Here is a 24,602-nt window from a genome sequence, read left to right on the forward strand (position 1 = left end):
CTCCAAGATAGGACCCCATGCCCGCTTTCCCACTGACCGACTTCCTGGCCGGCTTCGCGCTGTCGGTGGGCGGCGTCGTCGTACTGCTTGTGCTCGTGTTCGCGGTCGCGGTGGCGCAGAAGCGCCACGCCGTGATCGACACGGCCTGGGGGCTGGGCTTCGTCCTGGTTGCCTGGATCACCTTCCTTGCGTCCATGGACGACGGCGACGACGGCAGACGCTGGCTCATACTCATCCTCACCACGGTGTGGGGTGTGCGGCTGGCTGCCCACATCGGGTGGCGTGCACGGGACGGTAAGGAAGATCCCCGCTACGAGGACATGCTGAGTGACGCGCCCGGCTCCCGCAATCTGTACGCGATCCGTCGGGTCTACGTGCCGCAGGGTGCGGTCCTGTTGTTTGTGTCGCTGCCGGTCCAGGTTGCGATGTACTCGCAGGCGGCTCTGGGTTGGCTGGCGTGGTTCGGTGCTGCGATCTGGTTGGTGGGGATGCTGTTCGAGGCCGTGGGCGATGCTCAGCTCTCCGCCTTCAAGGGCAATCCGGCCAACCGTGGCAAGGTGTTGGATTCGGGCCTCTGGCGCTATACCCGCCATCCCAACTACTTCGGCGACGCACTCGTGTGGATCGGCCTGTTCCTCGTGGCGGCGGACTCCTGGCCGGGCGTCCTGACCGTCCTCTCCCCCGCCCTGATGTACTGGGCGCTGGCGCACAAGACCGGCAAACCGTTGACCGAGCAGCGGATGAACGCCCGGCCCGGCTATCGGCAGTACCTCACAAGTACCAGCGGTTTCTTCCCGCTCCCGCCCAAAGCCGGACGGGGAGCGTGAACCATGGCGTGGACGCCTAAGCCGAGCAACCGGTTTTACCGGCTCGTGGTGCGCACCGGGTTGATGCTGCGCTGGATCTTCCGGGTTCGGATCATCGTGAGCGGGCAGGAGAACCTCCCGCCGGCCGAGGTCCTGACCGGCCTTTCCCGCACCCCGGAGCCAGGTGGCGGCGCGGTTTTCGCCATCACGCACTTCGGCTACCTGGACTTCGCGTTCGCCGAACTGGTGCTCTGGAAGCACTCCCGTGCACAACTGAAGTTCCTGATCACCAAGGCCGCGGCGTCGCACTGGTTGGCAGGTCCTGCCATCCACGCATGCGGGCACGTCGTGGTCGACCGCAGCGCCGGCTCAGCAGCTTATGAGGGCGCGTTGCAGAAGCTGCGCGACGGCGAGTACGTGGCAATCCTTCCCGAGGCCGGCGTCAGCCGAAGCTTCACGGTCCGGGAGTTGAAAACCGGCGCGGTCCGGCTAGCTGCTGAGGCCGGTGTGCCGCTGATTCCAGTTTCTGTCTGGGGCGCGCACCGGCTGCTCACCCGCGGCCACCCGTTCTCGCCATCCCGCGCCTGGCGGGCGCCGGTCCGCGTGCACATCAGCGAACCAATCCGCCACTCCCCCGAATCCGACGTGGTCGGCGAAACCGGGCAGCTGCGCGCGGAACTGCAGGACGGGATTGACCGCGGCATCGCTGACTTCCCCGTTCCTCCGCCCGCAGGCGCCTGGTGGCAACCGGCGCACCTTGGCGGCGGCGCGATGACCGAAGCGGAGCGGGTAGCGGCCGACCAGCACGACGCCGAGACGGGCCGCTACCGCCGCGGGTGATCCCCTAAGTTCAGCTGCTGACGACGCGCGTCTCTGATACAACCTTCGCAGCGCCCGATGCGATCAAGGGCTGCACGACCGCCACAAGCGCGGTCATCGAGTCATCCACCTCGACCTGCACCGGGTACTGGTACACAAGCATCGCGAGGAGGGACGCCACAGCGGCCTGCTGCTCACTTGGCTCAAGGGAAGAGTGATAGCCGATGAGCACGTCAGCCGGTTCGTCCGTGCGGCTCTGCGTGTAGCTCAGTGCGAACGCAGCGATGCTGCCGCCCCGGGCCTTCGGCCTCTCCCTCAGGACCACCGCACCGCCGGCGCCGGACGTGTCCGCCAGCAGGAATTGCTGCGCCTGACCGAGCGTCATGTCCGCCGGATCCCAGGCGTGCACTGAGTTGTACCATTCGGCAACCGCAGAGGTGAGTTCAACGGAACCGGTGGCGGCCTCCTCAAGTTGCGGGCCGTCGTCGTCGGCGAAATTGGGAACGGGCAACGCACCCGGGGACACCTCGATGATCCGAGAACGCTGGATCTCCTCGAATCCGGCGGCCTCGGCGAAGGCTTCAGCGTCGGAGCCCGGCGCTACCTTGGCACGGAGGGTTGACACGCCCGACGGCGAGTGGCCGGCCTCGTTCCGCAGCATGCCAAGGAGCGTGGCACCGATTCCCGCGCGGCGATGGTCTTCACCTACTTCCACGTACGCCCACAGCCGCCGGTTGTGCAGCTTCGGTTCGAAGACGTACCCGGCAGCAACGGGCACGGCTACCCCGCCGACGGAGTCTTCGGCCACAATGCAGCGCAGCCACGGCAGGTCGGTGGACGGCCGGAACAGCGCACGTGACTGCTCAGCCTGCGGGTTCGCCGGACCTCCCCAGACCTGGAGAAGCTCAAGGTCGTCACCCTCCCGCCAGGGCCGGTACTGAACCGCCACCTAGGCGCCAACCAGCCGCTGGGCAAGGTAGCCCTCGACCTTGTCGAGCGACACCCGCTCCTGCGCCATGGTGTCGCGTTCACGGATTGTGACCGCGTGGTCCTCAAGCGTGTCAAAGTCCACGGTGATGCAGAACGGCGTCCCGATCTCATCCTGGCGACGGTAGCGGCGGCCGATCGCACCGGCGTCGTCGAATTCGATGTTCCAGTTCCTCCGAAGCTGCGCTCCGAGGTCCTTGGCCTTCGGCGACAGATCCTCGTTGCGGCTGAGGGGAAGCACGGCAGCTTTCACCGGGGCAAGGCGCGGATCCAGCTTCAGGACAGTGCGCTTGTCAACGCCGCCCTTTGCATTCGGTGCCTCGTCCTCGGCGTACGAATCCACCAGGAATGCCATGAAGGAGCGGGTCAGGCCGGCAGCCGGCTCGATCACGTACGGTGTGAACCGCTCGTTCGTGGCCTGGTTGAAGAAGCTGAGGTCGGTGCCCGAGTGCTTCGAGTGCGTGAAGAGGTCGAAGTCGGTGCGGTTGGCGATACCCTCGAGCTCGCCCCACTCCGAACCGGAGAATCCGAAGCGGTACTCGATGTCCGTGGTGCCCTTGGAGTAGTGGCTCAGCTTCTCGAGCGGGTGGACGAAAAGCCGAAGGTTGTCCGGGTTGATGCCGAGTCCCGTGTACCAGTCGAACCGTTCCTTGATCCAGTACTCGTGCCATTCATCGTCTGTGCCCGGCTCCACGAAGAACTCCATCTCCATCTGTTCGAACTCGCGGGTCCGGAAGATGAAGTTGCCCGGTGTGATCTCGTTCCGGAAGCTCTTGCCGATCTGGCCGATGCCGAACGGCGGCTTTTTCCGGGACGTAGTGAGGACGTTGTTGAAGTTCACGAAGATGCCCTGGGCAGTTTCAGGCCGCAGGTAGTGCAGGCCCTCCTCGTTGGCAACCGGGCCAAGGAACGTCTTGAGCAGGCCCGAGAACTCCTGCGGTGGCGTCCATTGGCCGCGGGTGCCGCAGTTGGCGCAGGCGATGTCCGCCAGGCCGTTCTCAGCCGGGCGTCCCTTCTTCTCCTCGTACTCTTCTTCGAGGTGGTCAGCACGGTAGCGCTTGTGGCAGGACAGGCACTCGACCAGCGGGTCCGAGAAGACGTCCACATGCCCGGAGGCTTCCCATACTTGGCGGGGCAGAATTACTGAGGAATCAAGCCCGACGACATCCTCCCGGCCGCGGACCATGGACTGCCACCACTGGCGCTTGATGTTTTCCTTCAGCTCGGCTCCGAGGGGGCCGTAGTCCCAGGCTGACCGGGAACCTCCGTAGATTTCACCGGCCTGAAAGACGAAGCCGCGCCGCTTGGCGAGGGAAATGATCGGGTCCAGGGCGGAAACCTGCTTGGCCACTGTTGATGCCATCCTCTTCATGTATGGACTGGCCGCTGGGTGCGGTCGTCTTCAAGTGCCCTCGGGTGCGCGCTGGAAGCAAAAAATCAGCGCCGGACCGGATGGGCGAAGGTACCACCTTAGCCTATCGAAAGAGCATCCGGACCGGTGCGCCGCAGCCTGAAAACGAATATCGCACCGGAACACTCATTTGCGTACCTGCACCCTTGACGCCTTCCGGGAACCTTCCTAGATTTAGCAAACCCCGTGTCGTGATCCACGTCACAGCCTTCAGACGTCTGCAACCGCAGGCACGGTCTGCAAAGGTCTCGCACAAGAAGGAACCAAGGTGACCCCAAACACTCCTCATCCGCGCGCCAACTTCGGCCGCGCCACACTCGCCCTCATCGGTGCGCTCACCCTCGTCACGTCCGGCGGGCTCGCGGCAAGCGCCGATCCAACGCATGAGAAGAGCAACAACAACAACTCGTCCAAGCTGCGTACCGCCGTCTCGGTGGACCGTGTGGTGGACCATCTCGATGCGCTCGATGTAATCGCCCTGGCCAACGGGAAAACCAGGGCCGCGGGTACCAAGGGCTACGACGAGTCGGTCGACTATGTGGTGGGCAAGCTGCGGGCTGCAGGGTACGCACCCACCGTGCAGGCGTTCACTTTCCCCTACTTCGAAGAACTGAGTCCGGCTGTGCTGGCGCAGACCAGTCCGGACAACCGCGTCTATGCAGCTGATTCGTTTGCCACCATGACCTATTCAGGTGCAGGTACTGCAACCGGACCAGTCACCGCGGTCGACACCACCGGAGCAGCCGGCTCCAGCAGCACCAGTGGGTGTGAAGCAAGCGACTTCACGGACTTCACAGCCGGCTCGATCGCCCTGGTGCAGCGCGGGACCTGCCCCTTCGCTCAAAAGGCAAGCAATGCCGAGGCAGCTGGCGCAACCGCCGTCGTCATCTTCAATACCGGTGTGGCAGGCAGTACTGGACCGATCACCGGTACCCTCGGAGCGCCGGGCATTTCGATTCCCGTTGTTGGAGCGAGCTACGACGCGGGCACCGACCTTCTGGGGGACGGGGTCACCGCGCGGGTGGTTGTGGACACTGTGTCTGAGAACCGCGAAACCTATAACGTCCTGGCGGAAACCGCATCCGGAAATGACGAAAACGTAGTGATGATAGGCGCCCACCTGGACAGCGTGCAGGCCGGGCCAGGCATTAACGACAACGGGACCGGCAGCGCAGCCATCCTAGCTGTGGCCGAGGCGATGCAGAAGGTCAAGACCGCCAACACCGTGCGGTTCGCCTGGTGGGGAGCGGAGGAACAGGGCCTCCTTGGCGCACACCACTACGTCAACGACCTTGCGGCAAGCGGGGAGTTGGAGAAAGTGGGTCTCTACCTCAACTTCGACATGATCGGATCCCCCAACTTCGGGCGGTTCGTCTACGACGGCGACAATTCCGCGTTCCCCGTTGGACCGGGCGCAGCCGCCGGGCCCGAGGGCTCCGGACAGATCGAACAGGATTTCCACAACTACTTCGCTTCAGAGGGCCTCGCATCGGGCGAGACGGCATTCAGCGGCCGTAGTGATTACGGACCCTTCATCGCCAAGGGCATCGCCGCCGGCGGTCTATTCACCGGAGCGGAAGGCGTCAAGACGGCGGAGCAGGCCGCACTCTTCGGCGGCGTCGCGGGCCAACCCTACGACGCCTGCTACCACGCTGCCTGCGACGACACCGGAAACGTGAGCATCCAGGCCCTGGATCAGATGAGCGACGCAATCGCCCATCTGACCCTCACCTACGCGATGAGCACGAGCAACGTGAACGGCGTCGGAGACAGCCCGAAGGGCAAGGGGAAAGGCAAGAAGAACGAACGCTTCGACGGCAATCCCCTGGGAGGCGGAACGGAGAGCGGCGGCGGGCTTCACCCTGAGCACGACCACGACCACGAACACGCTGACCGGTAACCGGTAACCGGTAACACCTGTACACGCTGGGAGCGGTTGGCAGAAGCGGGGTGGGAACGATGGTTCCCGCCCCGCTTCGCTGCAGCCGGGGTACTGCAGCGCCTGCTCCGTCCCGCTCGGGACGGGCCTAGGTCCGGCTCGGGAAGTTGCGGCGCTTCCACGGCAGCGTGGTCAGCATGATCGCACCGAGGGTGAGCACGGGACCGGCAATAGTCGCGAATACGACGACGGTCCCCGGCGTCGGGAACAGCAGGTCGAGTGCGAGCGAACCGAGTAACTGGCCGGCGATCATCCCGAGCCCGGTCAGTAGCACCCCGAGCGTGCGGACCAGCAATGCGCTGATTCCGATGAACACGCACCCCATCGGCCCCCCGAGGTAGTACCACCATTCCCCTGGCAAGGGCTCCCCGAACCCAGCCACCGCGGCCTTCAGCAACCAGGCGATGAGCAGCAGCGTGGAGCCGGAAATGAAGTTCATGAGCGTCGCGGTGATGGGTGTCCCGTAGTGCACAGCCGTCGTGCCGTTCATCGCCTGTTGGAAACTCATGAGAATACCGGCGGCTACCGGAAGCAGCAGCGGAAGGATGAGCGCCGCCGTCGTACCTGTTCCCTCAAGGCGCGGCGAGACAGCCCATGCCACCGACGCCACGGTCAGGACCACGCCGATGATCCGCATCGGAGTGATTGCCCGTTTACCGCCGGGTCCGATGCCGGACCGGTCCACCGCCAACCCGCTGATCGTCTGCCCCATGACAGCGGCCACGGTAAAGAGCGCAACACCAAGGACCCCGATGGTCAAGGACTGCGAGAACACGAACAGCGCGCCGATGGTGCCGGCGGCGAGATAAATCCGCGGGAAGCGGTGTTCGCGCACCGCGGGCACAAGCTCCCGCAGCCCTGCGCGTCCGCGCGGCAACAGTAGCGAGATGGCAATCATCAGCACAAGACCGGTGCCGAAACTGACCAGCGCTGCAGCCAGGCCATCGTCCAACCGTTGCCCCAAAGCACCGTTGATCCGGCCCTGCAGGGGAATTGCGACGCCGGCCACTACCGCCAACGGCAGGCCAACCACCGCAGGAAGTCGAGGGGTGTGAGACACCCGTTAACCCTAGGACATCGCACACGTGCCCTTTCACCGGCTGGGTGGAGGGCATGATGGTTCCATGAGCAGTGACGACACAACCCAGAACGAGATTCCCATCCGCGACGCGATGATCAGGCTGGGTCAGCTGATGAAGCTTGCCAACCTCGCCGAGGACGGGGCGGAGGCCAAGGAACTGATCGAGAACGGACTGGTGCAGGTCAACAGTGAGATCGAGGAGCGACGTGGTCGCCAGATCCACCCGGGTGACTCGGTGACTGTGAACGGTGTCAGCGTTGTAGTGGTGTCCGGCTGACTCCCGGAACGCTCAACTGAAGGAATTCGCGCACGTGCCCGAGCTCCTGGACGTTGATGCTGTGGAACATTCCGGCGTAGAGCACCTTGGTGAGCCGGGTGTGCCGGTTCAACCAGCCGTGCGTGAACTCGATCCTGTCCGGCGAAATGACCGGGTCTTCCTGGTCGCGGCCCCAGAAGAATGGAACCGGATTCGCCAGCAGCTCGTCGTCGCGGAAAAATTCCCGGCCTTCGTCCGGCACCGCGAATCCAGAGAGACCGACGACGGCGGCATAGTCGGCTGGCCGCGCACGCAACATCGAAGTGGCAACGGCCATCCCCATGGAGAAACCAAGCAGGCTCACGCTGGAATGGCCGCTCCGATTGGAATCGACCCAGTCAACAACGTCCTGTACCGCCGCCGTGACCTTGTCCACCGAGTAGGCGGCGTCATGCTGGAGCGGGAACCAGGTGAAGCCGGGGGCCATGGCCACGGGCGCGCGAACCGAGGCCACCGTGAATTCATCCGGCAGGAACTCAAGGATCCCCATGAGGTCATCTTCATTGGCCAGATGCCCATGCAGCAGGACCAGCAGCGGCGTGCCCTGGCGTTCCTGTTCGGGGCGCGACCAGACCACTACAGGTTCCGGTGCACTCTTCTCCGCGGACTGCGTATCGATACCGCTAAATGGGTTGGAAGAAGTCATTGGCTCATTCTGTCACGGTGGAATCCCGCGGAGTTCTCCATCATCACGGCTGTTGCGCACCTACGGTCGCGTAGGCGGTGAGCGGGTTGGCAGGATAGGACAGTGACCGAAGCGATCGTTCCTCCTTCAGAAACCGGGTCCCCGTCGGTGAGTGGCTCCCAGCTCAATGCCGAACCCCACCCGTGGAACCGCTACGTTGCCCTGGGAGATTCCTTTACCGAGGGTATCGGCGATCCCAATCCGGCCAGCGCCGGCGGGTACCGCGGGTGGGCGGATCGCGTCGCCGAGGAGTTGGGCCGGGGACACGATAACTTCGCTTATGCGAACCTTGCAGTCCGTGGGCGCCTGCTCCAGGAAATTGTCGATCAGCAGGTTGGCCCCGCCGTCGCACTCAAACCGGACCTGGTGACCCTGTCCGCAGGGGGAAACGACCTCATCCGGCCGGGAGGCGACCCCGACCAGCTTGCCGCCCGGCTGGACGGCGTCGTTCAGGTCCTGGGTGCAAACGGGGCCACCGTGGTCCTCTTCACGGGACCGGATGTCCGCGAGACGGTTCTCGGCAGCATCCGCGCGAAGACCGCCATCTATAACGAAAACCTTCGAATCATTGCGGCAAGGCACGACGCCGTCATCGCGGACATGTGGGCGCTGCGGCAACTGGTCAATCCGCAGATGTGGGACCCGGATCGTCTGCACTTCTCACCGTTGGGACACCATACGATCGCGATGATGGTCCTGGACACCCTCGCCGTGGGCCACCAGTTGCAGCCGCTTGAGCCGAAGCCGCTGCCCCCGAAGAACTGGCGCGTTGCGCGCAGCGAGGACTTCGTGTGGGCCCGTGAGTATTTTGTGCCCTGGGTGTTGCGCCGGTTGCGGCACCGCTCCTCCGGGGATGGGATCACACCGAAGCGTCCTGAACCGGCACCGATTTTCGGGCCCGGCATGCCTCCCGGATCAGGCACCTGAGCGTGCCGCACGGACAGGTTGCTCCGGATCCTCCACCGAACGAATCAGGGCACGACGTCGGCATGCGGCGCCTGCTGCGCCAGCACCTCTGGGGCACTGGCGACCAACCCGCGGCCGCGGTGCTGCGTAAGTTCGGAGCGATGCAGGCGCAGGAGTTCGCTTACGCGCGCTGGTCCCTTGCCCAGCGGAGCGCCGGCGAAACTGCCTCCACTATTGATCGGCTCTACGCAGACGGCGTTCTCCTGCGGACACACGTGCTCAGGCCCACCTGGCATTTTGTGCACCGCGCCGACGCCGCCTGGTTGCTGCAGCTCACGGCGCCGCGGGTAAAGATGACAATGCGCTCAGTGATCAGGCAATGGGGTCTTGACGAAGCCGCCTTACGGTCCGGAATCGCCGTCCTTGGAGCGTGTGTAGCGGACGGATCCCACCGAACCCGCGACGAACTGGCAACAGCATTGGAAGCGGCCTCCCTGCCATCAGCCGGACCGGCGCTTGGCAGCTTCCTCATGGCGGCCGAACTCGATCGGGTACTGATCAGCGGAACGCCCCGCGTCAGTGCCGGCGGGACGGTCAGGCACACCTACGCCGCATTCGAAGCAAGAGCGGAGCCCGGAGCCGCGGACGGATCTGTCCGCATCCCTTCCGGCACGGAATTCAACCGGACTGAAGCACTGCGCGAACTGGTGATCCGCTACTTCGGCGGCCGTGCACCGGCTACGGCCAAGGACTGCTCCCTCTGGTCAGGGCTCACGCTCACCGACGTACGCGAGGGGTTGCGGGAAGCCGCCGATCTCCTCACTTCCGAAGAGATCGGCGGGCAGAGGTTCGTTATCCCGGTGGAACCGCTGGAAGTCAGGCCCCCGGAGCGCCCCGTGGTAGACCTCATCCAGTGCTATGACGAATTCGTCATGGGTTACACACCCACCCGGTTCTTCGGTGCGCCGCCGTTGGCGAGCAGCCCGGCCCGCCTGTCCGGGCACCTCATCCTGCTCAACGGACAGGTGGCGGGTGGGTGGAAACACTCCCTGAGCCCACGGGAAGCGGTCCTGGATATTGTCACCGATCGTCCGTTTGATGAGGCGGAGACAGCGGCACTGGACAACGCGGTGCGAAGGTACGGGGATTTCCTTGGACGTGCACTGAAGGTCTGGAAGCGCTGAGTACTACGCGGCGTCGTCGTCGTTGTCTTCATAAAAAGCCTCACGCAGCGCGGGCTCAAGCTGCGCTATCTCCGTCAGGAACGCGTCGTGGCCGATTGGCGAGGTGATGGTGTGTACCGCCACTTTTCCCGGCAGCGCGGCCGCGAGTTCGTGTGACTGCGCGGGCCAGTAGAGCCGGTCGGAATCCACCGTCGCGATGAAGAACTGCGCCTGTGCCTTGCTCAGTGCTTCGGGAAGGCTGCCGCGGTCACGTGCAGCATCATGGCTCATCAGTGCCTCAGTGAGGACGATGTAACTGTTGGCGTCGAAGCGCCGGACGAGCTTGTCTGCCTGGTGGTCGAGATAGCTTTCAATCTGGTAGCGGCCGCGCTCCGCCGGGAGCCGGAAGCCGAACGGCTCCTCCGTACCCTGCGCAGCGCGCCCGAACCGGTGTGCGAACTCGGGTTCGGACCGGTAGGTGATATGCGCAATCCGCCGGGCGATCCCGAGGCCACCCTCCGGCCCGGCGGTGCCGTAGTAGTCTCCCTGGGCAAACCGCGGGTCAAGCCGGATTGCCTGCACCTGCGCCTGGGCGAATGCGATCTGCTCCGCGGAGCTGGCTGCCGCACAGGCAATCACTGCACAGCGCTTTACGCGGTCGGGATAAGTGAGCGCCCACTCCAGTGCGCGGGCGCCTCCCATTGAGCCGCCTATCACCGAATGCCAGGACTGTACTCCGAGCAGATCCGCGAGCAATGCCTCAGCCCGTACGGAATCGCGGATCGTGACGAACGGGAAGCGTGAGCCCCACGGTTTCCCATCGGTGTGCAGGGACGCCGGTCCCGTAGACCCGTAACAGCCGCCGAGCATATTGATGGACACAACGAAATAGCGGTCAGTGTCGATGGTCCGGCCTGGGCCAACCAGCCCGTCCCACCAGCCTTCCTCTTCCGAGTCCCCGCGTGCAACGTGTGTACTGCCCGTCAGCGCGTGCTCGATCAGGACCGCGTTGGAGGCATCGGCGTTCAGCCGGCCCCAGGTCTCATACCCGAGAACGACGTCGGGCAGGTGCCCTCCGCCTTCGAGGGTCATCGGGCCGATAGACAACCGCCGGATGGCAGCGTCCCCGTCCAGCTCCGGTCGCGGTTGGGCCTGGGTTGTTGTGATGCCAGTCAAGAGTGCCACCTTCGTGAATCGCGCTTGCGCCTGCACCGGTTCGTGCATCGCCTGGTCGTCACCCGGGGCACCCCACCGCGAAGGAGGGTTGCCGGACAGCAAGCCGGGGCTGGCGGCGCGATGCGCCGGACTGTCACTCGTGACCTGGTACAAGAAAACCCGACGGTGCGGAATTGGGCAACTAATATGACCCGGGGTGAATCTCCGGCCTTTTGGACGGAACCAGGAATGCCATACAACATGCTTGAGTGGAGCCGCCGTATCCCTGGAAGGGGGCGACTCCACTCAAGGGGGACTTCCGTTTCGAAAGCCCCTGGCAGGAAGCCCCGGCGGTCTCGGAACCGGTCTTCCTGTGCGGCAAACTATGCGCGCGAAACCTTGTATTTAGCTTGGGACTACCCGGGAGCCGCGTGTGACTTAGGTAACCCTAAGTCGAGGCCTCCATCACAAAGTGCCAAAATGGGGCCATGCGCCTGGATCACGTCTCTTACGCCTGCGAACCTGACGGTCTCTCTGCCACGGCTGAGCGAATCTCCGAAGCTTTGGGAGTCGAATTTGTCAAGGGTGGAGTCCACCCTCGATTCGGAACCCGCAACATGATCTTTCCGCTGGTGAACGGCCAGTACCTCGAGGTGGTTGAGGTACTGGACCACCCTGCGTCGGACAAGGCGCCTTTCGGACAGGCCGTCCGCGCCCGTTCCGAGGCCGGCGGCGGCTGGATGGGCTGGTGCGTCGCGGTTGATGACCTCACCCCGTTCGAGGAGCGCCTCGGCCGCAGCGCGGTTCCCGGCAACCGGAAGTTCCCGGACGGGCAAGAGCTCACCTGGCAGCAGATCGGCATCAAGGGTCTCATTTCGGACCCGCAGGTGCCCTACATGATCCGCTGGGACAACGGTACGGAAGCTATCCATCCCTCGCAGGCTCGGCCAGCTTCAGTCAGACTGAGCGCCCTTACTATCGCCGGATCTGCCGACCGGGTAACCGAGTGGCTCGGCACTCCTCCGGCCCACCCGCTTGACGACGTCGACGTCGACTGGATTGCACCCAACGGAACCCCGGGGATCATGTCGGTCACCTTCGAGACCGGACAGGGCTCCGTTCAGATCTAGGGTTACCCGCCGATTCCGATCGCCGGTCCGAATATCGCGAAGCCCACGAATCCTGCGATGTCGAGCAGTGCGTGTGCAACAACCAACGGCATCACCCGTCTGGTTCGCGTGTACGCGTAGCCGAAGATGAGGCCCATCACGACGTTCCCGATGAACGGGCCGATCCCCTGGTACAGGTGGTAGCTTCCTCGCAGCAGCGCTGAAGTAATGATGATGGCCGGAGTGGACCAGCGCAGTTCCCGCAGGCGCTCGAACAGGTAGCCGACCACAATCACCTCCTCAAGCACGGCGTGCCGGAGCGCGGACAACACGAGCACGGGCACGGTCCACCAGTAGGTATCCAGCGCGGTGGGGATGATCTGGGTTGTCAGGCCGATGGCCCTGCCTGCTGCATAGACGCCGAGGGTGCCGAGGCCAATGACGGCGGAGAGCAGGAATCCGAGGCCAAAATCGATCTTCGGGTTACTGAAGGTGAAGCCGATCCGCCGGAATGCCGACCTGCCGGGACCAGAAAGCACAAACAGGGCTAGCGCCACGGGCACCAGGGCGAAGAAGATCCCCAGCAATTGGTAGGTGAGATCGAAGTACTGCCTGTCATCCAGCGTCGGATTGAGGCGAGTGGTTTGTGTTGCCAACGGTGCCTGGCTGAGCTTGTCAACCAGATCGACGACGGCGTAGACCGCCGATTGCCCAAGCGAGAGACCGAGCACAATGAGTATCTCGATCCTGACCCTGCGACGAGCGCCAAGGGTCAAGGACGAAGGATCGCCTTCGCGAACGGTTGTCATACTTTATGGTGCCGTACGCAGCGCCGGCCGGCCAACGCGCGGCCCACCAGCCACCGGCAGTCTCTGCTGCCTAGTCTTCGGCCACCGCCGGGGCAACAATCACCCGGGTCCCGCGCTCCCTGAATGCGGCCAGCTGGTACTCGGAAATCCCATCGTCCGTGATGAGGTTGCTGACTGCATGGCCCGTCATCGTAGCGAACGCACGCACGCCGATCTTTGATGAGTCAGCAACGATATACGCCGTGGCTGCCCGCCGTGCAACCATGGCGTTCACCGCAGCTTCCCCTTCATCAGTCACTGTCGGTCCGAACTCAGGATCAAGTCCATTGACTCCAACGAACGCGAAATCCAGGGCGACATGCTTCAGGATGGCATCGGTATAGGGACCCACCAATTCGGATGAACGGGAATTGATGATCCCACCGGTCACCATAATCTTGATGTTCGGGCGTACCGCCAGTTGGGCGGCTATGTTGATCGCGTTGGTGACGACGGTGAGGGTGGGCTTGTTCGAAGGTTCCATCAGATCACGGCGCACGCTGAGCACCTGGGCCAGAGCTGTGCTTGTGGTTCCCCCGCACAGGCCAACTACTGAGCCCCGGGGTATGAGGGCGCTTGCTGCGTATGCAATAGCTCGCTTGCGCAGCGCGCCAAGATCCCGGTTCTGCCTCAGGGGCAGAGCGTACGCACCTGACTCAATGGTTGCGCCGCCCCTCGTTCGACTCAGCAGGCGCTGTGCGGCGAGGCTGTCCAGGTCACGGCGTGCGGTTGCCGGGGACACGTGCAGCCGCGTCACGATGTCCTCCACTTCAAGCTGCTTCGACTGCGCGAGCAACTCGAGGATCGCGTTGAGACGGTCTCCCCGTTTGAGACCCGCTTCCAGATTCATTGTGCTCCCTGGTGGCCTGATCAGTCCCAGTGAGGGCTGAGTGAGCGAAACTGCGTGTAGACAGCAAGCATAAGTCAGAAAGTGTCTCACTGAATAGAGCGGCATGATCCTACCGAGTGGAGTAAATTTGCTATAACTCTCCTGTAACGGAGGGGCTGGAAGACTTGACGTGAGGCGTAGATCACGCAATTATCTACTTCAAGCGATGAATCGACATGATCACTTTGCTAGCCGTTCAATCAGTACTTTGCACTATCTCACACATCACGGGATGCAATTCCTACCAATGGAGGCAAGAAGATGAACTTCCCAAAAAAGCCGGTCGAGCGCCGCAACTTCCTTAAGGGCGCGCTCGCGACCGCAGCGCTCATTCCGCTCGGAGGAGCGCTTGCCTCCTGTGCTGCGGGTGGCGGCGCACCGAACGGCGGCAACGCGCCTGAGGGCGAAGTATCGGATACCAATCCCTTCGGAGTCGCGGCTGATTCAACCGTTGATGTTGTCATCTTCAACGGCGGCTACGGGATTGACTATGCCGAGTTCGCCGGCGAACTGATGGCCGAGAACCAGGGCGTCACTGTCAATGTCGCTCCGTCCACCAACCTGGCGCAGGAGCTTCAGCCCCGCTTCGTGGGCGGCAACCCACCGGACGTGATCGACAACTCGGGCGCAAACGCTATTGGCATCGCTACTATTCTCGCTCAGCTCGAGGATCTCACCGACGTCATCGACGCGCAGAACATCGAGGGCGAAACCATTCGCGACACGCTCTTCCCCGGTGTTCTCAACCCGGGCACTTTCGACGGCAAGCTCGCTGCCATCAACTACGTGCTGACTGTCTACGCACTCTGGTACTCCAAGTCGCTGTTCGATGAGAACGGATGGACTGTGCCAACCACCTGGGACGAGATGATGACTCTCGGCGAGGAAGCAAAGGCACAGGACAAGTACCTGTTCTGCTGGGGCCAGGAAGCCGCGAGCTACTACCTCGAGCTCGCGATCGCTTCGGCCATCAAGGAAGGCGGCGACGAGGTCCGTCTCTCACTGGAGAACCTGGAGGAAGGCTGCTGGTCGCATCCGGCCATTCAGGGAGTATTCACGGCGATGGAGGAGATCATTGCCGCGGGATACGTACTTCCGGGCGGGTCGGGCACGCAGTTCACCGCGGCGCAGGCCCAGTGGATCGGAGAGGGCCAGGAAGCGCTCCTGTACCCCTCCGGCTCCTGGATCGAGAACGAAATGCGCGACCAGATGGCCGAGAACTTCCAGCTCACGGGCGCCCCGGTTCCTACCGTGTCGACCGATCCCGCACTTCCAGCCGAGGCACTGCACAGTGCAGCCGGCGAGCCCTTCATCGTGCCCTCGCAGGGCGCGAACGTTGAGGGCGGCAAGGAATACATGCGGACCATGCTTTCCAAGGAAGCAGCAACGAACTTCACCGAGTCGAAGCTCTCCCCCACCATTGTGCGCGGAACCGTTCCGGAAGACGGCTTCGGATCGACCGCCCTCGTATCGCAGGTCGAACTTCTGGAAGCGGCAGGTGAGAACGTCTTCACCTGGAACTTCATCGATTTCTACGGAACCAACGCGGACAACCTCGTATGGTGGAACAGCTTCCTCGATGGTGAGATTGACGCAGCAGCGCTTACTGCAGAAATGCAGAAGATCTCCGACGCCATCCGTAACGACGACTCGATTGAGAAGCTAGAAGTACAGTGACTGCAGCAATTGATCGCGCAGCGCCGGTCGCCTCCAACAAGGGCGGCCGGCGCCGCCGTCGAAATTTTTCGTTTGGCCGGATCAGTTTCTTCGCCATCTTTTTGGGCCTACCCCTCGCGGTGTACCTGATCTTCGTAGTTTCACCGTTCATCCAAGCGTTTTACTACTCGATGACGGACTGGTCAGGATTCACCCCGGTGATGAATTTCATCGGCATCGACAACTACGTTCGCCTGTTCCAGGACGCCACTTTTGTGAAGTCACTGGGCAACAACGTAGTGCTGGTGATTGTGCTGCCGATCGTGACGATCATCCTCAGCCTCATCCTGGCTACGTTGGTAACCGTAGGAGGCAGGAGCAAAGGACAGATCTCCGGCCTCAAGCACGCCGGTTTCTACCGCGTCGTTTCCTTCTTCCCCTACGTGATCCCGGCAATCGCCATTGGCCTTATGTGGCGCCAGGTCTTCGCGCCGAATGGCCTGGTCAATGGCGCGCTCACCGCGCTCGGACTCGACCAGTTCATCAACTACGCATGGTTGGGCGAGGTGGCTACCGCAATGCCGGTATCCATGTTCGTTATCGTCTGGGGTTTCGTGGGGTTCTACATGGTGCTGTTCGTGGCTGCGATCAAGGGCATCCCCGCGGAAATCTATGAGGCCGCACGCCTGGACGGCGCCGGTCGCTTCCGCACTGCGATCAGCATCACCATCCCGATGATTCGTGACAACGTACAGACCGCCTACGTCTACATGGGTATCCTCGCACTTGACGCCTTTGTCTACATGGAAGCGATGAATCCCGGCGGCGGCCCGGCATTCTCCACCATCGTGATGCCACAGGTCCTCCTGGAGACCGCGTTCAGTCAAGGCCAGTTCGGTCGGGCTAGTGCAATGGGCGTTGTCCTCGCGGTTGTGACGCTTACGTTCGCAGGGCTCGTGTTCCTGATCAACAGCCTCACCGGAGGCACGAAGAAGGACAACCGGCTATGACCACCAAAGTCGCTGAAACCAAGCATGCAAAGGACGCTCCTCCCGCCGCTGAGCCCCGGAAACAAAAGGACTCCACCGGGAGCGACAAGGTTGTAGGAACTATTTCCCACACCGCGCTGATTCTGTGGTCCGTCATTGTGGTGTTGCCGCTGCTGTGGACCTTGATGACGTCCTTCAAGTCGACTGATGAGATTTTTGCGTCCACGTTCGCGCTGCCGGAGGGGCTCAACTTCGCGAACTACGTCAACGCGTGGACAACGGCGGGCATTGGGGATTACTTCCTCAACTCCGTCATTGTGGTGGGAAGCGCACTCATCATCGTGATGGTTCTGGGATCAATGTGCGCCTACGTCCTGGCCAGGTTCACCTTCCGTGGCAGCAGGGCCATTTATTACCTCATGCTGGCCGGCCTGACCTTCCCGATCTTCCTGGCGATCGTTCCGTTGTTCTTCATCCTGCAGAACATGGGACTCCTCAACACCCTGCCTGGCCTGATCATCACCTACGTGGCCTTCGCACTGCCGTTCACGGTGTTCTTCCTGTACTCGTTCTTCAAAACTCTCCCGTACGAGATTGGCGAGGCCGCGGCGATCGACGGTGCCGGGGACTGGCGGACCTTCTTCCAGGTCATGCTGCCAATGGCAAAACCCGGCATCGCGTCGGTAACCATCTTCAACTTCCTCGGACTGTGGAACCAGTTCCTCATTCCGGTGGCGCTGAACACCAACGTAGACAATTACGTGCTTTCCCAGGGCCTGGCGCGGTTTGCCTCCCAGATGGGCTACGCCGTCGACTTCGGTGCGTTGTTTGCGGCCGTTGTCATCACCGTTGCACCGGTCCTTGTGGTGTACGTGATCTTCCAGCGCCAACTGCAGGGGTCCGTCACCCAGGGCACCATGAAGTAACACCCGGATCGAACCCTGGCTGCATGCCCGGGATCGCTTCAAAGGGTCGTCCGGTCCATGACCGGGCGACCCTTTGTCTTGCACCGCCCCTCACGCTACGCGAATGCCCTTACGCCATACCGCATGGGTGAGCTGCATACCTGGCCGGTAGGCCAGATGCGTAGCCGACGGTGCACTGAGCAATTGCAGGTCCGCGCGATGTCCGACGGCCAGCGACCCCACGGCGCGGGCGCCGTCGTCGTCGTTTCCCTGCTCCCGCTGAAGTGCGAGCGCGCCCCCGAAAGTGGCAGCCCGCACCGCCTCGTGCACGATCAGCCCCATCTGCAGCACGGCAGTTGCTACGCAGAAACCCATGGACGTTGTGTAGGACGTCCCGGGATTGCAGTTCGACGCGATTGCGATTTCGACGCCGGCGTCCAGCAGCTCCCGGGCCGGCGCGAGCGGCTGCCGTGTGGACAGGTCGCAGGCCGGCAGGCAGGTAGCCACGGTGCCGCGCCTACCGGCACCGGAGTCCCAGGAGGACCAGGAACCGGCAAGGGCGTCCACGTCAGGCCGGCCGAGGTAGTTGACATGGTCCACGCTCGCGGCCTCCATCTCGACCGCCAGCTGCACGCCGCCGCCCGGTCCCAACTGGTTTCCGTGGACCCTTAGTCCGAGCCCGGCGTCGTGGCACGCACGCAACACTTCACGGCTCTGATCCGGAGTGAAAGCACCTGTTTCGCAGAAGACGTCGGCCCACTGCGCGTACGGGCGGACGGCGGAAAGCATCGGCCCGGTGACCAGCTGTACGTAATCGTCGGCCGCCCACCCATCGGGCACGAGGTGCGCGCCGAGGAACGTAACTTCGTCGGCTACCGTCGCCGCGATGCGGGCGCTGCGGGCTTCCTCGCCAACGTCCAGGCCGTAACCGGATTTCGTCTCAAGGTAGGTGGTTCCACCCGCCGCTGCCTCGGCTGCCCGCGCCGTTACGAGCCGCGCCAGTTCCTTGTCGGTGGCCCGCCGGGTTGCATCAACTGTGACTGAGATTCCGCCGGCCGCGTAGGACTGCCCCGCCATCCTCGCTTCGAACTCCGCCGTCCGATCGCCCGCGAACACCAGATGCGTGTGGCTGTCCACCCAGCCGGGCAGGCAAGCCCGCCCGCCGGCGTCGTACTCTTCATCGGCGGCAGGCGCTGCGGATGCCGCACCGATCCAGGAGATCCGTTCGCCCTCCAGTACGACGGCGGCATCGGCAAGCACGCGATGTTCGCGGTCCTGCGTCATCAGTTCACCGATGTTGGTGATCAGCAGCGACGTCATGGCGCCTTCCTTCCGTCCCTAAGCGCAGCAGCGCCTTCCGGCTCACCGGCCACATCCAGTTTGTCGATCGCCGCGGCCAAGAGGTCGGCCGGATTCCCCAGCCGAATATGGCGGCCGTCCCGTGCCACCACCACTCCCCCGACGACGACGGCAGTAACGTCCTGTGCCGTGGCTGTCACCGGGAGCTGGTCGGGCTGGGATCCGGCTGTACGCGTGCTGCGCGGGTCCAATGCTACGAGGTCGCACAGTTGGCCGACTGCCAGGCCGGGGCTGGTCCTGCCCTGGGCGCGGGCACCCCCCGCCGCAGCAATCCGAATCAGGTCCGCCGGCGCAAACCGCCCGCGCTGGCCGCTGGTAAGCCTTTCCCCGTGCTCCAGTGCCCGCATCTCCAGCCAGGGGTCGATGACGGCGTGCTGGTCGGTTCCGAGCGCCACCTGAGCACCGGCGTCGTGGAGTGCGCGGGCAGGACCAATGCCGTCTGCGAGGTCTGCTTCGGTTGTCGGGCACATCGCCATGGTGACGTGCGCGTCACCGAGCATCCGAATGTCGTCGGGCGTGAGATGGGTCGCGTGGACGACCGTAAGCCGCGTCGACAGTAGACCGTGCCGCGCCAGCAGGGCAGTGGGCGTGAGACCGGTCGCCGCTAGGCAATCGCTGTTCTCCGCCGGTTGCTCCGAGAGGTGAATGTGCAGGGGCAGATCCGCCGGCAGTTTTCCGCCGATCTCGGCGAGCGCAGCCTCGTCCACAGCGCGAACGGAATGGAGGGCCGCTCCCACGGAAACCTCTGCGGCGTCGAACTCGTCAGCGAAGGCGCTACGCAAGGCGTCCAACCGGGTAAGCCACGCGGCTGCGCTGCCGTCGCTGAAGCGGGCCTGTTCCGGCTGCAGGGGCGCACCGAAGCCCGAGGAGAGGTAGCACGTATCGAGCAGGGTGAGGCGGATGCCGGCAGTCACTGCCGCGCGCGCAAGAGCCCGCTCCATCTCGTGGGTACGCTCGTGGGAGCCGCTGTCGCCCTTCGGGCCGTAGGGTGTTCCGTCCGGGCGGTGATGCAGGTAGTGGAACTCGGCCACGCTGGTCCAGCCGGCAGTCACCATTTCGGTGTAGACGGCGGTTGCTAGCTCCTCGTACAGGGCCGGCGTCAGGGCTCGTGCTGCCCGGTACATTGCCTGGCGCCAGGTCCAGAAGGTCCCGCTTTCGCCGTGGGTCCGGCCCCGGAGTGCCCGGTGGAAGGCGTGCGAGTGGGCATTGGAGGCAGCGGGGAAGACCACGCCCGTCAACACCAGCGCGTCCGGTGGAGGCCCGGTGCCGACGCTGACGTCGCGGACGATGCCGCCGTCGTCGTACTCCACCCGAACGCCGCGCTGAATATGCGGCGCGTTATTGCCGTCCCCCATCCAGGCCCGCTCGCACCAGAGGGTGCTCACAGCAGGCGCTCAAGGACGTCGGCGAGCACGGTGGCGCCGTGATCGGCGTCGTCGGGTTCCACGTGCTCCTCGGGCGAATGGCTGATACCGGTCGGGTTACGCACGTAGAGCATGGCCGAGGGCACGTAGCCGGCGAGGATGCCGGCGTCGTGACCGGCACCTGTGGGCAGGCCCGGCGCTGCGGGCATGGCCAGGGAAAGCTGGCGCTGGAGTTCGGCATTAAACGTTACAGTCCCGCTGACCGATTCCTGTGTAAGGTGCGCCGAGCAGCCCTCGAAGGCTGCAGCCTTCTGCGCCTGACCGTGAATGCTTTCGACGAGGGAGGCGGTCGTGGCGTCGTCAGGGTGGCGGACGTCGATCCATAGTTCAACCCGGGACGCGATGACGTTGGTGCCGCCCGGGATGGGTTGCACGCGGCCGACCGTTGCACGGGCATCGGCCGTTGCCGCAGCGGTCTTACGGATGGCGAGGATGACCTGGGCCGCGGCGATCATGGGATCCGCCCGGTCGTCCATCAGCGTGGTGCCGGCATGGTTGCCCTGCCCCGTGATGGTGAGCTTCCAGCGCCCGTGGCCGATGATCGAGGTTCCAACCGCCACGGGAGAGTCAAGGTCGATCAGCCCGCGGCCCTGCTCGACATGCAGTTCCACAAAGTCACCGATCCTGCCCAGCGCTTCTTCGTCCCTGCCAAGGTGTTGCGGGTCCAGTCCTCTGGCCCGTGCCGCCTCAGCAAAGGTTGTGCCGTCAGGATCTTTCAGGTTCCGTGCGGCATCCGCGTCAATCGCGCCGGTCAGCAGGCGGGAACCCAGGCAGGCCACTCCGAAACGGGAGCCCTCTTCCTCCGGGAACACGGCGACAGCCAGCGATCGCTGGGGTTCCACGCCGCGCTCACGCAGGATGTCGACGGCGGCGAGGGCGGACGCGACGCCGAGCGGGCCGTCGAACGCACCTCCCCCGGGCACGGAATCAAGGTGACTTCCGGTCACCAGCGCACCCCGGCGGCCGATCCCTGTGGCAGAATCCCACCAGCCCCAGAGGACGCCGTTCCGGTCGGTTTCAACGGCGAGCCCCCGCCGGGTGGCCTGTTCCTCGAACCAGGACCTCAGATCCATTTCAGCAGTTGAGAAGACAGGCCGGGAATAGCCGCCGCGCGCTACGTCGCGGCCGACATCGGCTATGGCTCCGAACAGATTACTAACGGTTTCCAAAGGTTTTCCTTCCGTTCCAGGAATGTTCCTGCGTTTGCCTGGGAAGCCCCTGTTCAGCTTCGCTTGCCGGGCCTAGACTCACCAACACGGCTATTCCTAACCCACCCTTGAAGGAGACAATTCTCATGAGCGGACGCGTGGTGCATTTCGAGATTCCATTCGACGACGGCGACCGCGCGCGGAGCTTCTACCGCGACGCATTCGGCTGGAACATCACCGAGATGCCGGAGATGGACTATACGATGCTCGCCTCGGGCCCCGTCGGCGAGCAGGGCATGCCGAGCGAGGCCGGGTTCATCAACGGGGGCATGTACAAGCGGGATCCGGAGAGCTCCCCCACACCGGTCATCACCGTGGACGTCGAAAGCATCGACGCCGCACTCGCGAAGGTTCAGGAGCTGGGAGGGTCGACCGTCGGCGAGAAGATGGCTGTCGGTGACATGGGGTTCGCCGCCTATTTCCGCGATCCGGAGGGGAACATCATGGGACTGTGGGAGAACGCCTGAGGGTTCACTGCTGCATCGGAATGCGGACACCACGCTCACGCGCCACCTCCTGCGCACGCTCATAACCGGCGTCGACATGGCGGATGACGCCGGTGCCGGGATCATTGGTGAGGAGCCTCTCCAGTTTCTCGGCGGCGAGCGCGGACCCGTCCGCCACTGACACCTGCCCGGCGTGGATTGACCGGCCGATGCCCACTCCTCCGCCGTGGTGGATGGACACCCAGGTGGCGCCGGAGGAGGTATTGAGCAGGGCGTTCAGCAGCGGCCAGTCGGCGATGGCATCAGAGCCGTCGGCCATGCCCTCGGTCTCCCGGTACGGCGATGCGACGGAGCCTGAATCGAGGTGATCCCTGCCGATCACAATCGGTGCGGATACCTTGCCTTCGGCGACGAGCCGGTTGAACAGCAGGCCGGCTTTGGCGCGGTCGCCGTAACCGAGCCAGCAGATGCGTGCGGGCAGCCCCTCGAATTCGACGAGATCACCGGCGGCGTCGAGCCAGCGGTGCAGGTGCTTGTTCTCCGGGAACAGCTCCTTGAGTGCTGCATCGGTGACGGCGATGTCCGCAGGATCGCCGGACAGCGCAACCCAGCGGAAGGGACCTAGACCCTCGCAGAAGAGCGGACGGATGTAGGCGGGCACGAAGCCGGGAAAGTCGAATGCCCGCGGGTACCCGCCCTTCCTCGCTTCGTCGCGGATCGAGTTCCCGTAATCGAAGACGGTGGCACCTGCGTCCTGGAAACCGACCATCGCTTCGACGTGGCGGGCCATGGAGGTCTGCGCCTTCTTGGTGAAGCCGTCCGGATCACTGGCCGCCTCGCGCTCCCATTCATCCACGGCCACTCCCTCGGGAAGGTAGCTGAGCGGATCGTGAGCGGAGGTCTGGTCGGTCACGATATCGACGGTGAACTCACCGTTTCGTTGCCGCTCAAGCAGCGCCGGAACAATCTCTGCGGCGTTGCCCACCACTCCGACCGACAGCGGCCGGCGTTCGGCCTTCGCGGCGAGCACCTGGCGCAGCCCGTCCTCAAGATCTTCGGCGACGACGTCGAGATACCGTTTGGCGGCCCGGCGCCTCAGGCGGGTTTCATCGACGTCGATAATCAGCACCGCACCGCCGTTCAGCGTCACCGCCAGCGGCTGCGCACCGCCCATCCCGCCACAGCCGGCGGTGAGCGTCAGTGTGCTGGCGAGGGTTGCGTCCTCCGAGGCGAACAGGGCGCGCGCGACGGCGGCGAACGTCTCGTACGTGCCCTGCAGGATCCCCTGGGTACCGATGTAGATCCAGGACCCGGCGGTCATCTGCCCGTACATAGTCAGGCCTTCGGCTTCCAGGCGCCGGAACTCCGGCCAGGTGGCCCAATCCCCCACCAGGTTCGAGTTGGCGAGCAGAACACGCGGGGCCCAGGGGTTGGTGCGGAAAACCCCTACCGGCTTGCCGGACTGGACCAGCAGGGTCTCATCATCCTCGAGGTCCTTCAGTGCCGCCACGATCGCGTCGAAGGATTCCCAACTGCGGGCAGCCCTGCCTGTCCCCCCATAAACCACCAGGTCCTCGGGGCGTTCGGCGACCTCGGGGTCGAGGTTGTTCATCAGCATCCGCAGCGGCGCTTCGGTCTGCCAGGACTTGGCGGTCAGGCTCGTTCCGCGGGGTGCGCGGACCGAACGCGAGGGATCGTGCTGGGTAAATGTCATGACTGTGCTCCTGTTGTCGGGGCGTCTGAGCTGTTCTTTTCGTGCTGCGTCTTTACCTGCTGGGTCTTTACTTGCCCGGGCGTGAGGATACCGGCCGCCTCGGCGGCGACAAGACGGCCTATCTTCTGCGCACCGGCATCGGTAATCCGGTAGCTGGGCACCACTACGCTGAGCGATGCCACCACCTGTCCGCCGGAAATCACGGGCGCGGCAATGGCTGTGACGTCGGGTTCAATCCCGTTGCTGACGACGACGAACCCGCTCTCGGGCGTCCCTCCGCTCAACACGGCGCCCGCGGCGGAACCGGTCAGCGGAATACTGCGGCCAACCCAACTGGTGTGCCGTACCGAGTGGGTGCCTTCGCGGACTGCGAGGTAGATGCCGTGGCCGTCGTGCGAGGGAACGTTGAGGTAGGCGGATTCGCCGGTCGAATCCACCAGCCGTTCCAGTGCCTGTTCCGCGAGCGAAACCAGCGACTCGTTCGAAAGAGCCTGTGCACCCAACTGCACAACCCGCATTCCCGGCCGGTAACCGTCGTCGTCCCGTCGAACAAAGCCCGTGCCTTCCAGTGTCCGCAGCAGACGCAGCGCTGTTGACGCGGAGAGGCCTGCGTCACGCGCAGCATCAGCCAGTGTGACCGAGCCGCGGTCGCACACGGTCCCGAGCAGCAGCAGTGCCCGCTCGACGGTGCGGGTTGAGGTATCCGCCACGAATCCATCCTTGCGTTGTCAAAGAATTTGTATTTCACTTATTGAAACGCTCATTTCATCTATTGGCAAGAGCGGCC

At 64.0% G+C, this 24,602-nt stretch carries 23 protein-coding genes and 1 riboswitch; of the genes, 11 read left to right on the forward strand and 12 right to left on the reverse strand.

The window, feature by feature from the left end; translation table 11 throughout:
- Window positions 1-17 precede the first annotated feature (17 nt).
- A complete protein-coding gene (locus tag ACX80C_RS07085; RefSeq protein ID WP_459325665.1) occupies window positions 18-827 on the forward strand; it encodes a DUF1295 domain-containing protein in 810 nt (269 codons plus the stop codon).
- Between the two features lie 3 nt (window positions 828-830).
- The gene (locus tag ACX80C_RS07090; protein WP_459325666.1) at window positions 831-1,646 is read left to right on the forward strand and encodes a lysophospholipid acyltransferase family protein; all 816 of its coding nucleotides are present in this window, start codon (window positions 831-833) and stop codon (window positions 1,644-1,646) included.
- A 10-nt stretch (window positions 1,647-1,656) separates the two neighbouring features.
- Here ACX80C_RS07090 and ACX80C_RS07095 read toward each other — a convergent pair whose 3' ends face one another.
- Together ACX80C_RS07095 and ACX80C_RS07100 are read right to left on the reverse strand one after the other, a co-directional pair.
- Window positions 1,657-2,574: a GNAT family N-acetyltransferase gene (locus ACX80C_RS07095; protein ID WP_459325667.1), complete on the reverse strand. Its 918-nt coding sequence runs from the start codon at window positions 2,572-2,574 to the stop codon at window positions 1,657-1,659.
- Window positions 2,575-3,975 carry a glycine--tRNA ligase gene (locus tag ACX80C_RS07100; RefSeq protein ID WP_459325668.1) on the reverse strand — a complete coding sequence of 467 codons (1,401 nt, stop codon included), beginning with the start codon at window positions 3,973-3,975 and terminating at the stop codon, window positions 2,575-2,577.
- Window positions 3,976-4,291: 316 nt separating this feature from the next.
- Between ACX80C_RS07100 and ACX80C_RS07105 the strand changes: the two genes are divergently transcribed.
- On the forward strand, window positions 4,292-5,923 hold the full coding sequence (locus ACX80C_RS07105) for a M28 family peptidase (RefSeq protein WP_459325669.1): 1,632 nt from the start codon (window positions 4,292-4,294) through the stop codon (window positions 5,921-5,923).
- Window positions 5,924-6,050: 127 nt separating this feature from the next.
- Here ACX80C_RS07105 and ACX80C_RS07110 read toward each other — a convergent pair whose 3' ends face one another.
- Complete coding sequence (locus ACX80C_RS07110; protein ID WP_459325670.1) at window positions 6,051-7,022, reverse strand: DMT family transporter; 972 nt, start codon at window positions 7,020-7,022, stop codon at window positions 6,051-6,053.
- 64 nt (window positions 7,023-7,086) lie between these two features.
- On the opposite strand from ACX80C_RS07110, the gene ACX80C_RS07115 reads away from it, so the two are divergent.
- Window positions 7,087-7,320 carry an RNA-binding S4 domain-containing protein gene (locus ACX80C_RS07115; protein WP_459325671.1) on the forward strand — a complete coding sequence of 78 codons (234 nt, stop codon included), beginning with the start codon at window positions 7,087-7,089 and terminating at the stop codon, window positions 7,318-7,320.
- Here ACX80C_RS07115 and ACX80C_RS07120 read toward each other — a convergent pair.
- On the reverse strand, window positions 7,295-8,005 hold the full coding sequence (locus ACX80C_RS07120; protein WP_459325673.1) for an alpha/beta hydrolase: 711 nt from the start codon (window positions 8,003-8,005) through the stop codon (window positions 7,295-7,297). The two genes, ACX80C_RS07115 and ACX80C_RS07120, sit on opposite strands and share 26 nt — an antisense overlap.
- A 147-nt stretch (window positions 8,006-8,152) precedes the next feature.
- Between ACX80C_RS07120 and ACX80C_RS07125 the strand changes: the two genes are divergently transcribed.
- Window positions 8,153-8,971, forward strand: a complete 819-nt coding sequence (locus ACX80C_RS07125) for an SGNH/GDSL hydrolase family protein (RefSeq protein WP_459325885.1) — start codon at window positions 8,153-8,155, stop codon at window positions 8,969-8,971.
- A 2-nt stretch (window positions 8,972-8,973) separates the two neighbouring features.
- On the forward strand, window positions 8,974-10,134 hold the full coding sequence (locus ACX80C_RS07130) for a winged helix DNA-binding domain-containing protein (RefSeq protein ID WP_459325675.1): 1,161 nt from the start codon (window positions 8,974-8,976) through the stop codon (window positions 10,132-10,134).
- A 3-nt stretch (window positions 10,135-10,137) separates the two neighbouring features.
- On the opposite strand, the gene metX is transcribed toward ACX80C_RS07130, so the two are convergent.
- The gene (gene metX, locus ACX80C_RS07135; RefSeq protein WP_459325676.1) at window positions 10,138-11,289 is read right to left on the reverse strand and encodes a homoserine O-acetyltransferase MetX; all 1,152 of its coding nucleotides are present in this window, start codon (window positions 11,287-11,289) and stop codon (window positions 10,138-10,140) included.
- A 15-nt stretch (window positions 11,290-11,304) separates the two neighbouring features.
- A riboswitch (SAM riboswitch) is annotated at window positions 11,305-11,434 on the reverse strand.
- Between the two features lie 322 nt (window positions 11,435-11,756).
- Here metX and ACX80C_RS07140 point away from each other — a divergent pair.
- Window positions 11,757-12,398, forward strand: coding sequence for a VOC family protein (locus ACX80C_RS07140; protein ID WP_459325678.1), 642 nt, complete (start codon window positions 11,757-11,759; stop codon window positions 12,396-12,398).
- A gap of 2 nt (window positions 12,399-12,400) precedes the next feature.
- Here the strand turns inward: ACX80C_RS07140 and ACX80C_RS07145 are convergent, their stop codons facing one another.
- Window positions 12,401-13,153 (reverse strand): CPBP family intramembrane glutamic endopeptidase, encoded by a 753-nt coding sequence (locus tag ACX80C_RS07145; RefSeq protein ID WP_459325887.1) that lies wholly within the window; start codon window positions 13,151-13,153, stop codon window positions 12,401-12,403.
- 103 nt (window positions 13,154-13,256) lie between these two features.
- Window positions 13,257-14,075 carry a DeoR/GlpR family DNA-binding transcription regulator gene (locus tag ACX80C_RS07150; RefSeq protein ID WP_459325679.1) on the reverse strand — a complete coding sequence of 273 codons (819 nt, stop codon included), beginning with the start codon at window positions 14,073-14,075 and terminating at the stop codon, window positions 13,257-13,259.
- A 300-nt stretch (window positions 14,076-14,375) separates the two neighbouring features.
- Between ACX80C_RS07150 and ngcE the strand changes: the two genes are divergently transcribed.
- From ngcE to ACX80C_RS07165, 3 genes are read left to right on the forward strand one after another with little or no spacing between them, the layout of a single operon-like run.
- The gene (gene ngcE, locus ACX80C_RS07155) at window positions 14,376-15,791 is read left to right on the forward strand and encodes an N-acetylglucosamine/diacetylchitobiose ABC transporter substrate-binding protein (protein WP_459325680.1); all 1,416 of its coding nucleotides are present in this window, start codon (window positions 14,376-14,378) and stop codon (window positions 15,789-15,791) included.
- The gene (locus ACX80C_RS07160) at window positions 15,788-16,780 is read left to right on the forward strand and encodes a carbohydrate ABC transporter permease (protein WP_459325682.1); all 993 of its coding nucleotides are present in this window, start codon (window positions 15,788-15,790) and stop codon (window positions 16,778-16,780) included. The genes ngcE and ACX80C_RS07160 overlap by 4 nt, the downstream gene beginning before the upstream one ends.
- The gene (locus tag ACX80C_RS07165; RefSeq protein WP_459325683.1) at window positions 16,777-17,685 is read left to right on the forward strand and encodes a carbohydrate ABC transporter permease; all 909 of its coding nucleotides are present in this window, start codon (window positions 16,777-16,779) and stop codon (window positions 17,683-17,685) included. The genes ACX80C_RS07160 and ACX80C_RS07165 overlap by 4 nt, the downstream gene beginning before the upstream one ends.
- Window positions 17,686-17,775: 90 nt before the next feature.
- Here the strand turns inward: ACX80C_RS07165 and hutI are convergent, their stop codons facing one another.
- Genes hutI through ACX80C_RS07180 form a run of 3 tightly spaced genes read right to left on the reverse strand, consistent with a single transcriptional unit; the run spans window position 17,776 to window position 21,616 of the window.
- Window positions 17,776-18,984, reverse strand: a complete 1,209-nt coding sequence (gene hutI / locus ACX80C_RS07170; protein WP_459325684.1) for an imidazolonepropionase — start codon at window positions 18,982-18,984, stop codon at window positions 17,776-17,778.
- Window positions 18,981-20,408 carry a formimidoylglutamate deiminase gene (locus ACX80C_RS07175; RefSeq protein WP_459325686.1) on the reverse strand — a complete coding sequence of 476 codons (1,428 nt, stop codon included), beginning with the start codon at window positions 20,406-20,408 and terminating at the stop codon, window positions 18,981-18,983. The genes hutI and ACX80C_RS07175 overlap by 4 nt, the downstream gene beginning before the upstream one ends.
- Window positions 20,405-21,616 carry an allantoate amidohydrolase gene (locus ACX80C_RS07180; RefSeq protein ID WP_459325688.1) on the reverse strand — a complete coding sequence of 404 codons (1,212 nt, stop codon included), beginning with the start codon at window positions 21,614-21,616 and terminating at the stop codon, window positions 20,405-20,407. The genes ACX80C_RS07175 and ACX80C_RS07180 overlap by 4 nt, the downstream gene beginning before the upstream one ends.
- Window positions 21,617-21,741: 125 nt before the next feature.
- Between ACX80C_RS07180 and ACX80C_RS07185 the strand changes: the two genes are divergently transcribed.
- Window positions 21,742-22,122, forward strand: coding sequence for a VOC family protein (locus tag ACX80C_RS07185; RefSeq protein WP_459325690.1), 381 nt, complete (start codon window positions 21,742-21,744; stop codon window positions 22,120-22,122).
- A 4-nt stretch (window positions 22,123-22,126) separates the two neighbouring features.
- Here ACX80C_RS07185 and hutU read toward each other — a convergent pair whose 3' ends face one another.
- Both hutU and ACX80C_RS07195 read right to left on the reverse strand, forming a co-directional pair.
- The gene (gene hutU / locus ACX80C_RS07190; RefSeq protein WP_459325692.1) at window positions 22,127-23,815 is read right to left on the reverse strand and encodes a urocanate hydratase; all 1,689 of its coding nucleotides are present in this window, start codon (window positions 23,813-23,815) and stop codon (window positions 22,127-22,129) included.
- Window positions 23,812-24,525 carry an IclR family transcriptional regulator gene (locus tag ACX80C_RS07195; RefSeq protein ID WP_459325694.1) on the reverse strand — a complete coding sequence of 238 codons (714 nt, stop codon included), beginning with the start codon at window positions 24,523-24,525 and terminating at the stop codon, window positions 23,812-23,814. The genes hutU and ACX80C_RS07195 overlap by 4 nt, the downstream gene beginning before the upstream one ends.
- Between the last annotated feature and the right edge of the window lie 77 nt (window positions 24,526-24,602).

This window comes from Arthrobacter tecti (assembly GCF_054511355.1).

Bases quoted from the DNA above. Each gene is read 5' to 3' on its own strand.
- hutU (WP_459325692.1), bottom strand. From the start codon at position 23,815: ATGACATTTACCCAGCACGATCCCTCGCGTTCGGTCCGCGCACCCCGC.
- ACX80C_RS07115 (WP_459325671.1), top strand. From the start codon at position 7,087: ATGAGCAGTGACGACACAACCCAGAACGAGATTCCCATCCGCGACGCG.
- ACX80C_RS07100 (WP_459325668.1), bottom strand. From the start codon at position 3,975: ATGGCATCAACAGTGGCCAAGCAGGTTTCCGCCCTGGACCCGATCATT.
- ACX80C_RS07165 (WP_459325683.1), top strand. From the start codon at position 16,777: ATGACCACCAAAGTCGCTGAAACCAAGCATGCAAAGGACGCTCCTCCC.
- ngcE (WP_459325680.1), top strand. From the start codon at position 14,376: ATGAACTTCCCAAAAAAGCCGGTCGAGCGCCGCAACTTCCTTAAGGGC.
- ACX80C_RS07090 (WP_459325666.1), top strand. From the start codon at position 831: ATGGCGTGGACGCCTAAGCCGAGCAACCGGTTTTACCGGCTCGTGGTG.
- ACX80C_RS07150 (WP_459325679.1), bottom strand. From the start codon at position 14,075: ATGAATCTGGAAGCGGGTCTCAAACGGGGAGACCGTCTCAACGCGATC.
- ACX80C_RS07085 (WP_459325665.1), top strand. From the start codon at position 18: ATGCCCGCTTTCCCACTGACCGACTTCCTGGCCGGCTTCGCGCTGTCG.
- ACX80C_RS07185 (WP_459325690.1), top strand. From the start codon at position 21,742: ATGAGCGGACGCGTGGTGCATTTCGAGATTCCATTCGACGACGGCGAC.
- hutI (WP_459325684.1), bottom strand. From the start codon at position 18,984: ATGACGTCGCTGCTGATCACCAACATCGGTGAACTGATGACGCAGGAC.
- ACX80C_RS07140 (WP_459325678.1), top strand. From the start codon at position 11,757: ATGCGCCTGGATCACGTCTCTTACGCCTGCGAACCTGACGGTCTCTCT.
- ACX80C_RS07120 (WP_459325673.1), bottom strand. From the start codon at position 8,005: ATGACTTCTTCCAACCCATTTAGCGGTATCGATACGCAGTCCGCGGAG.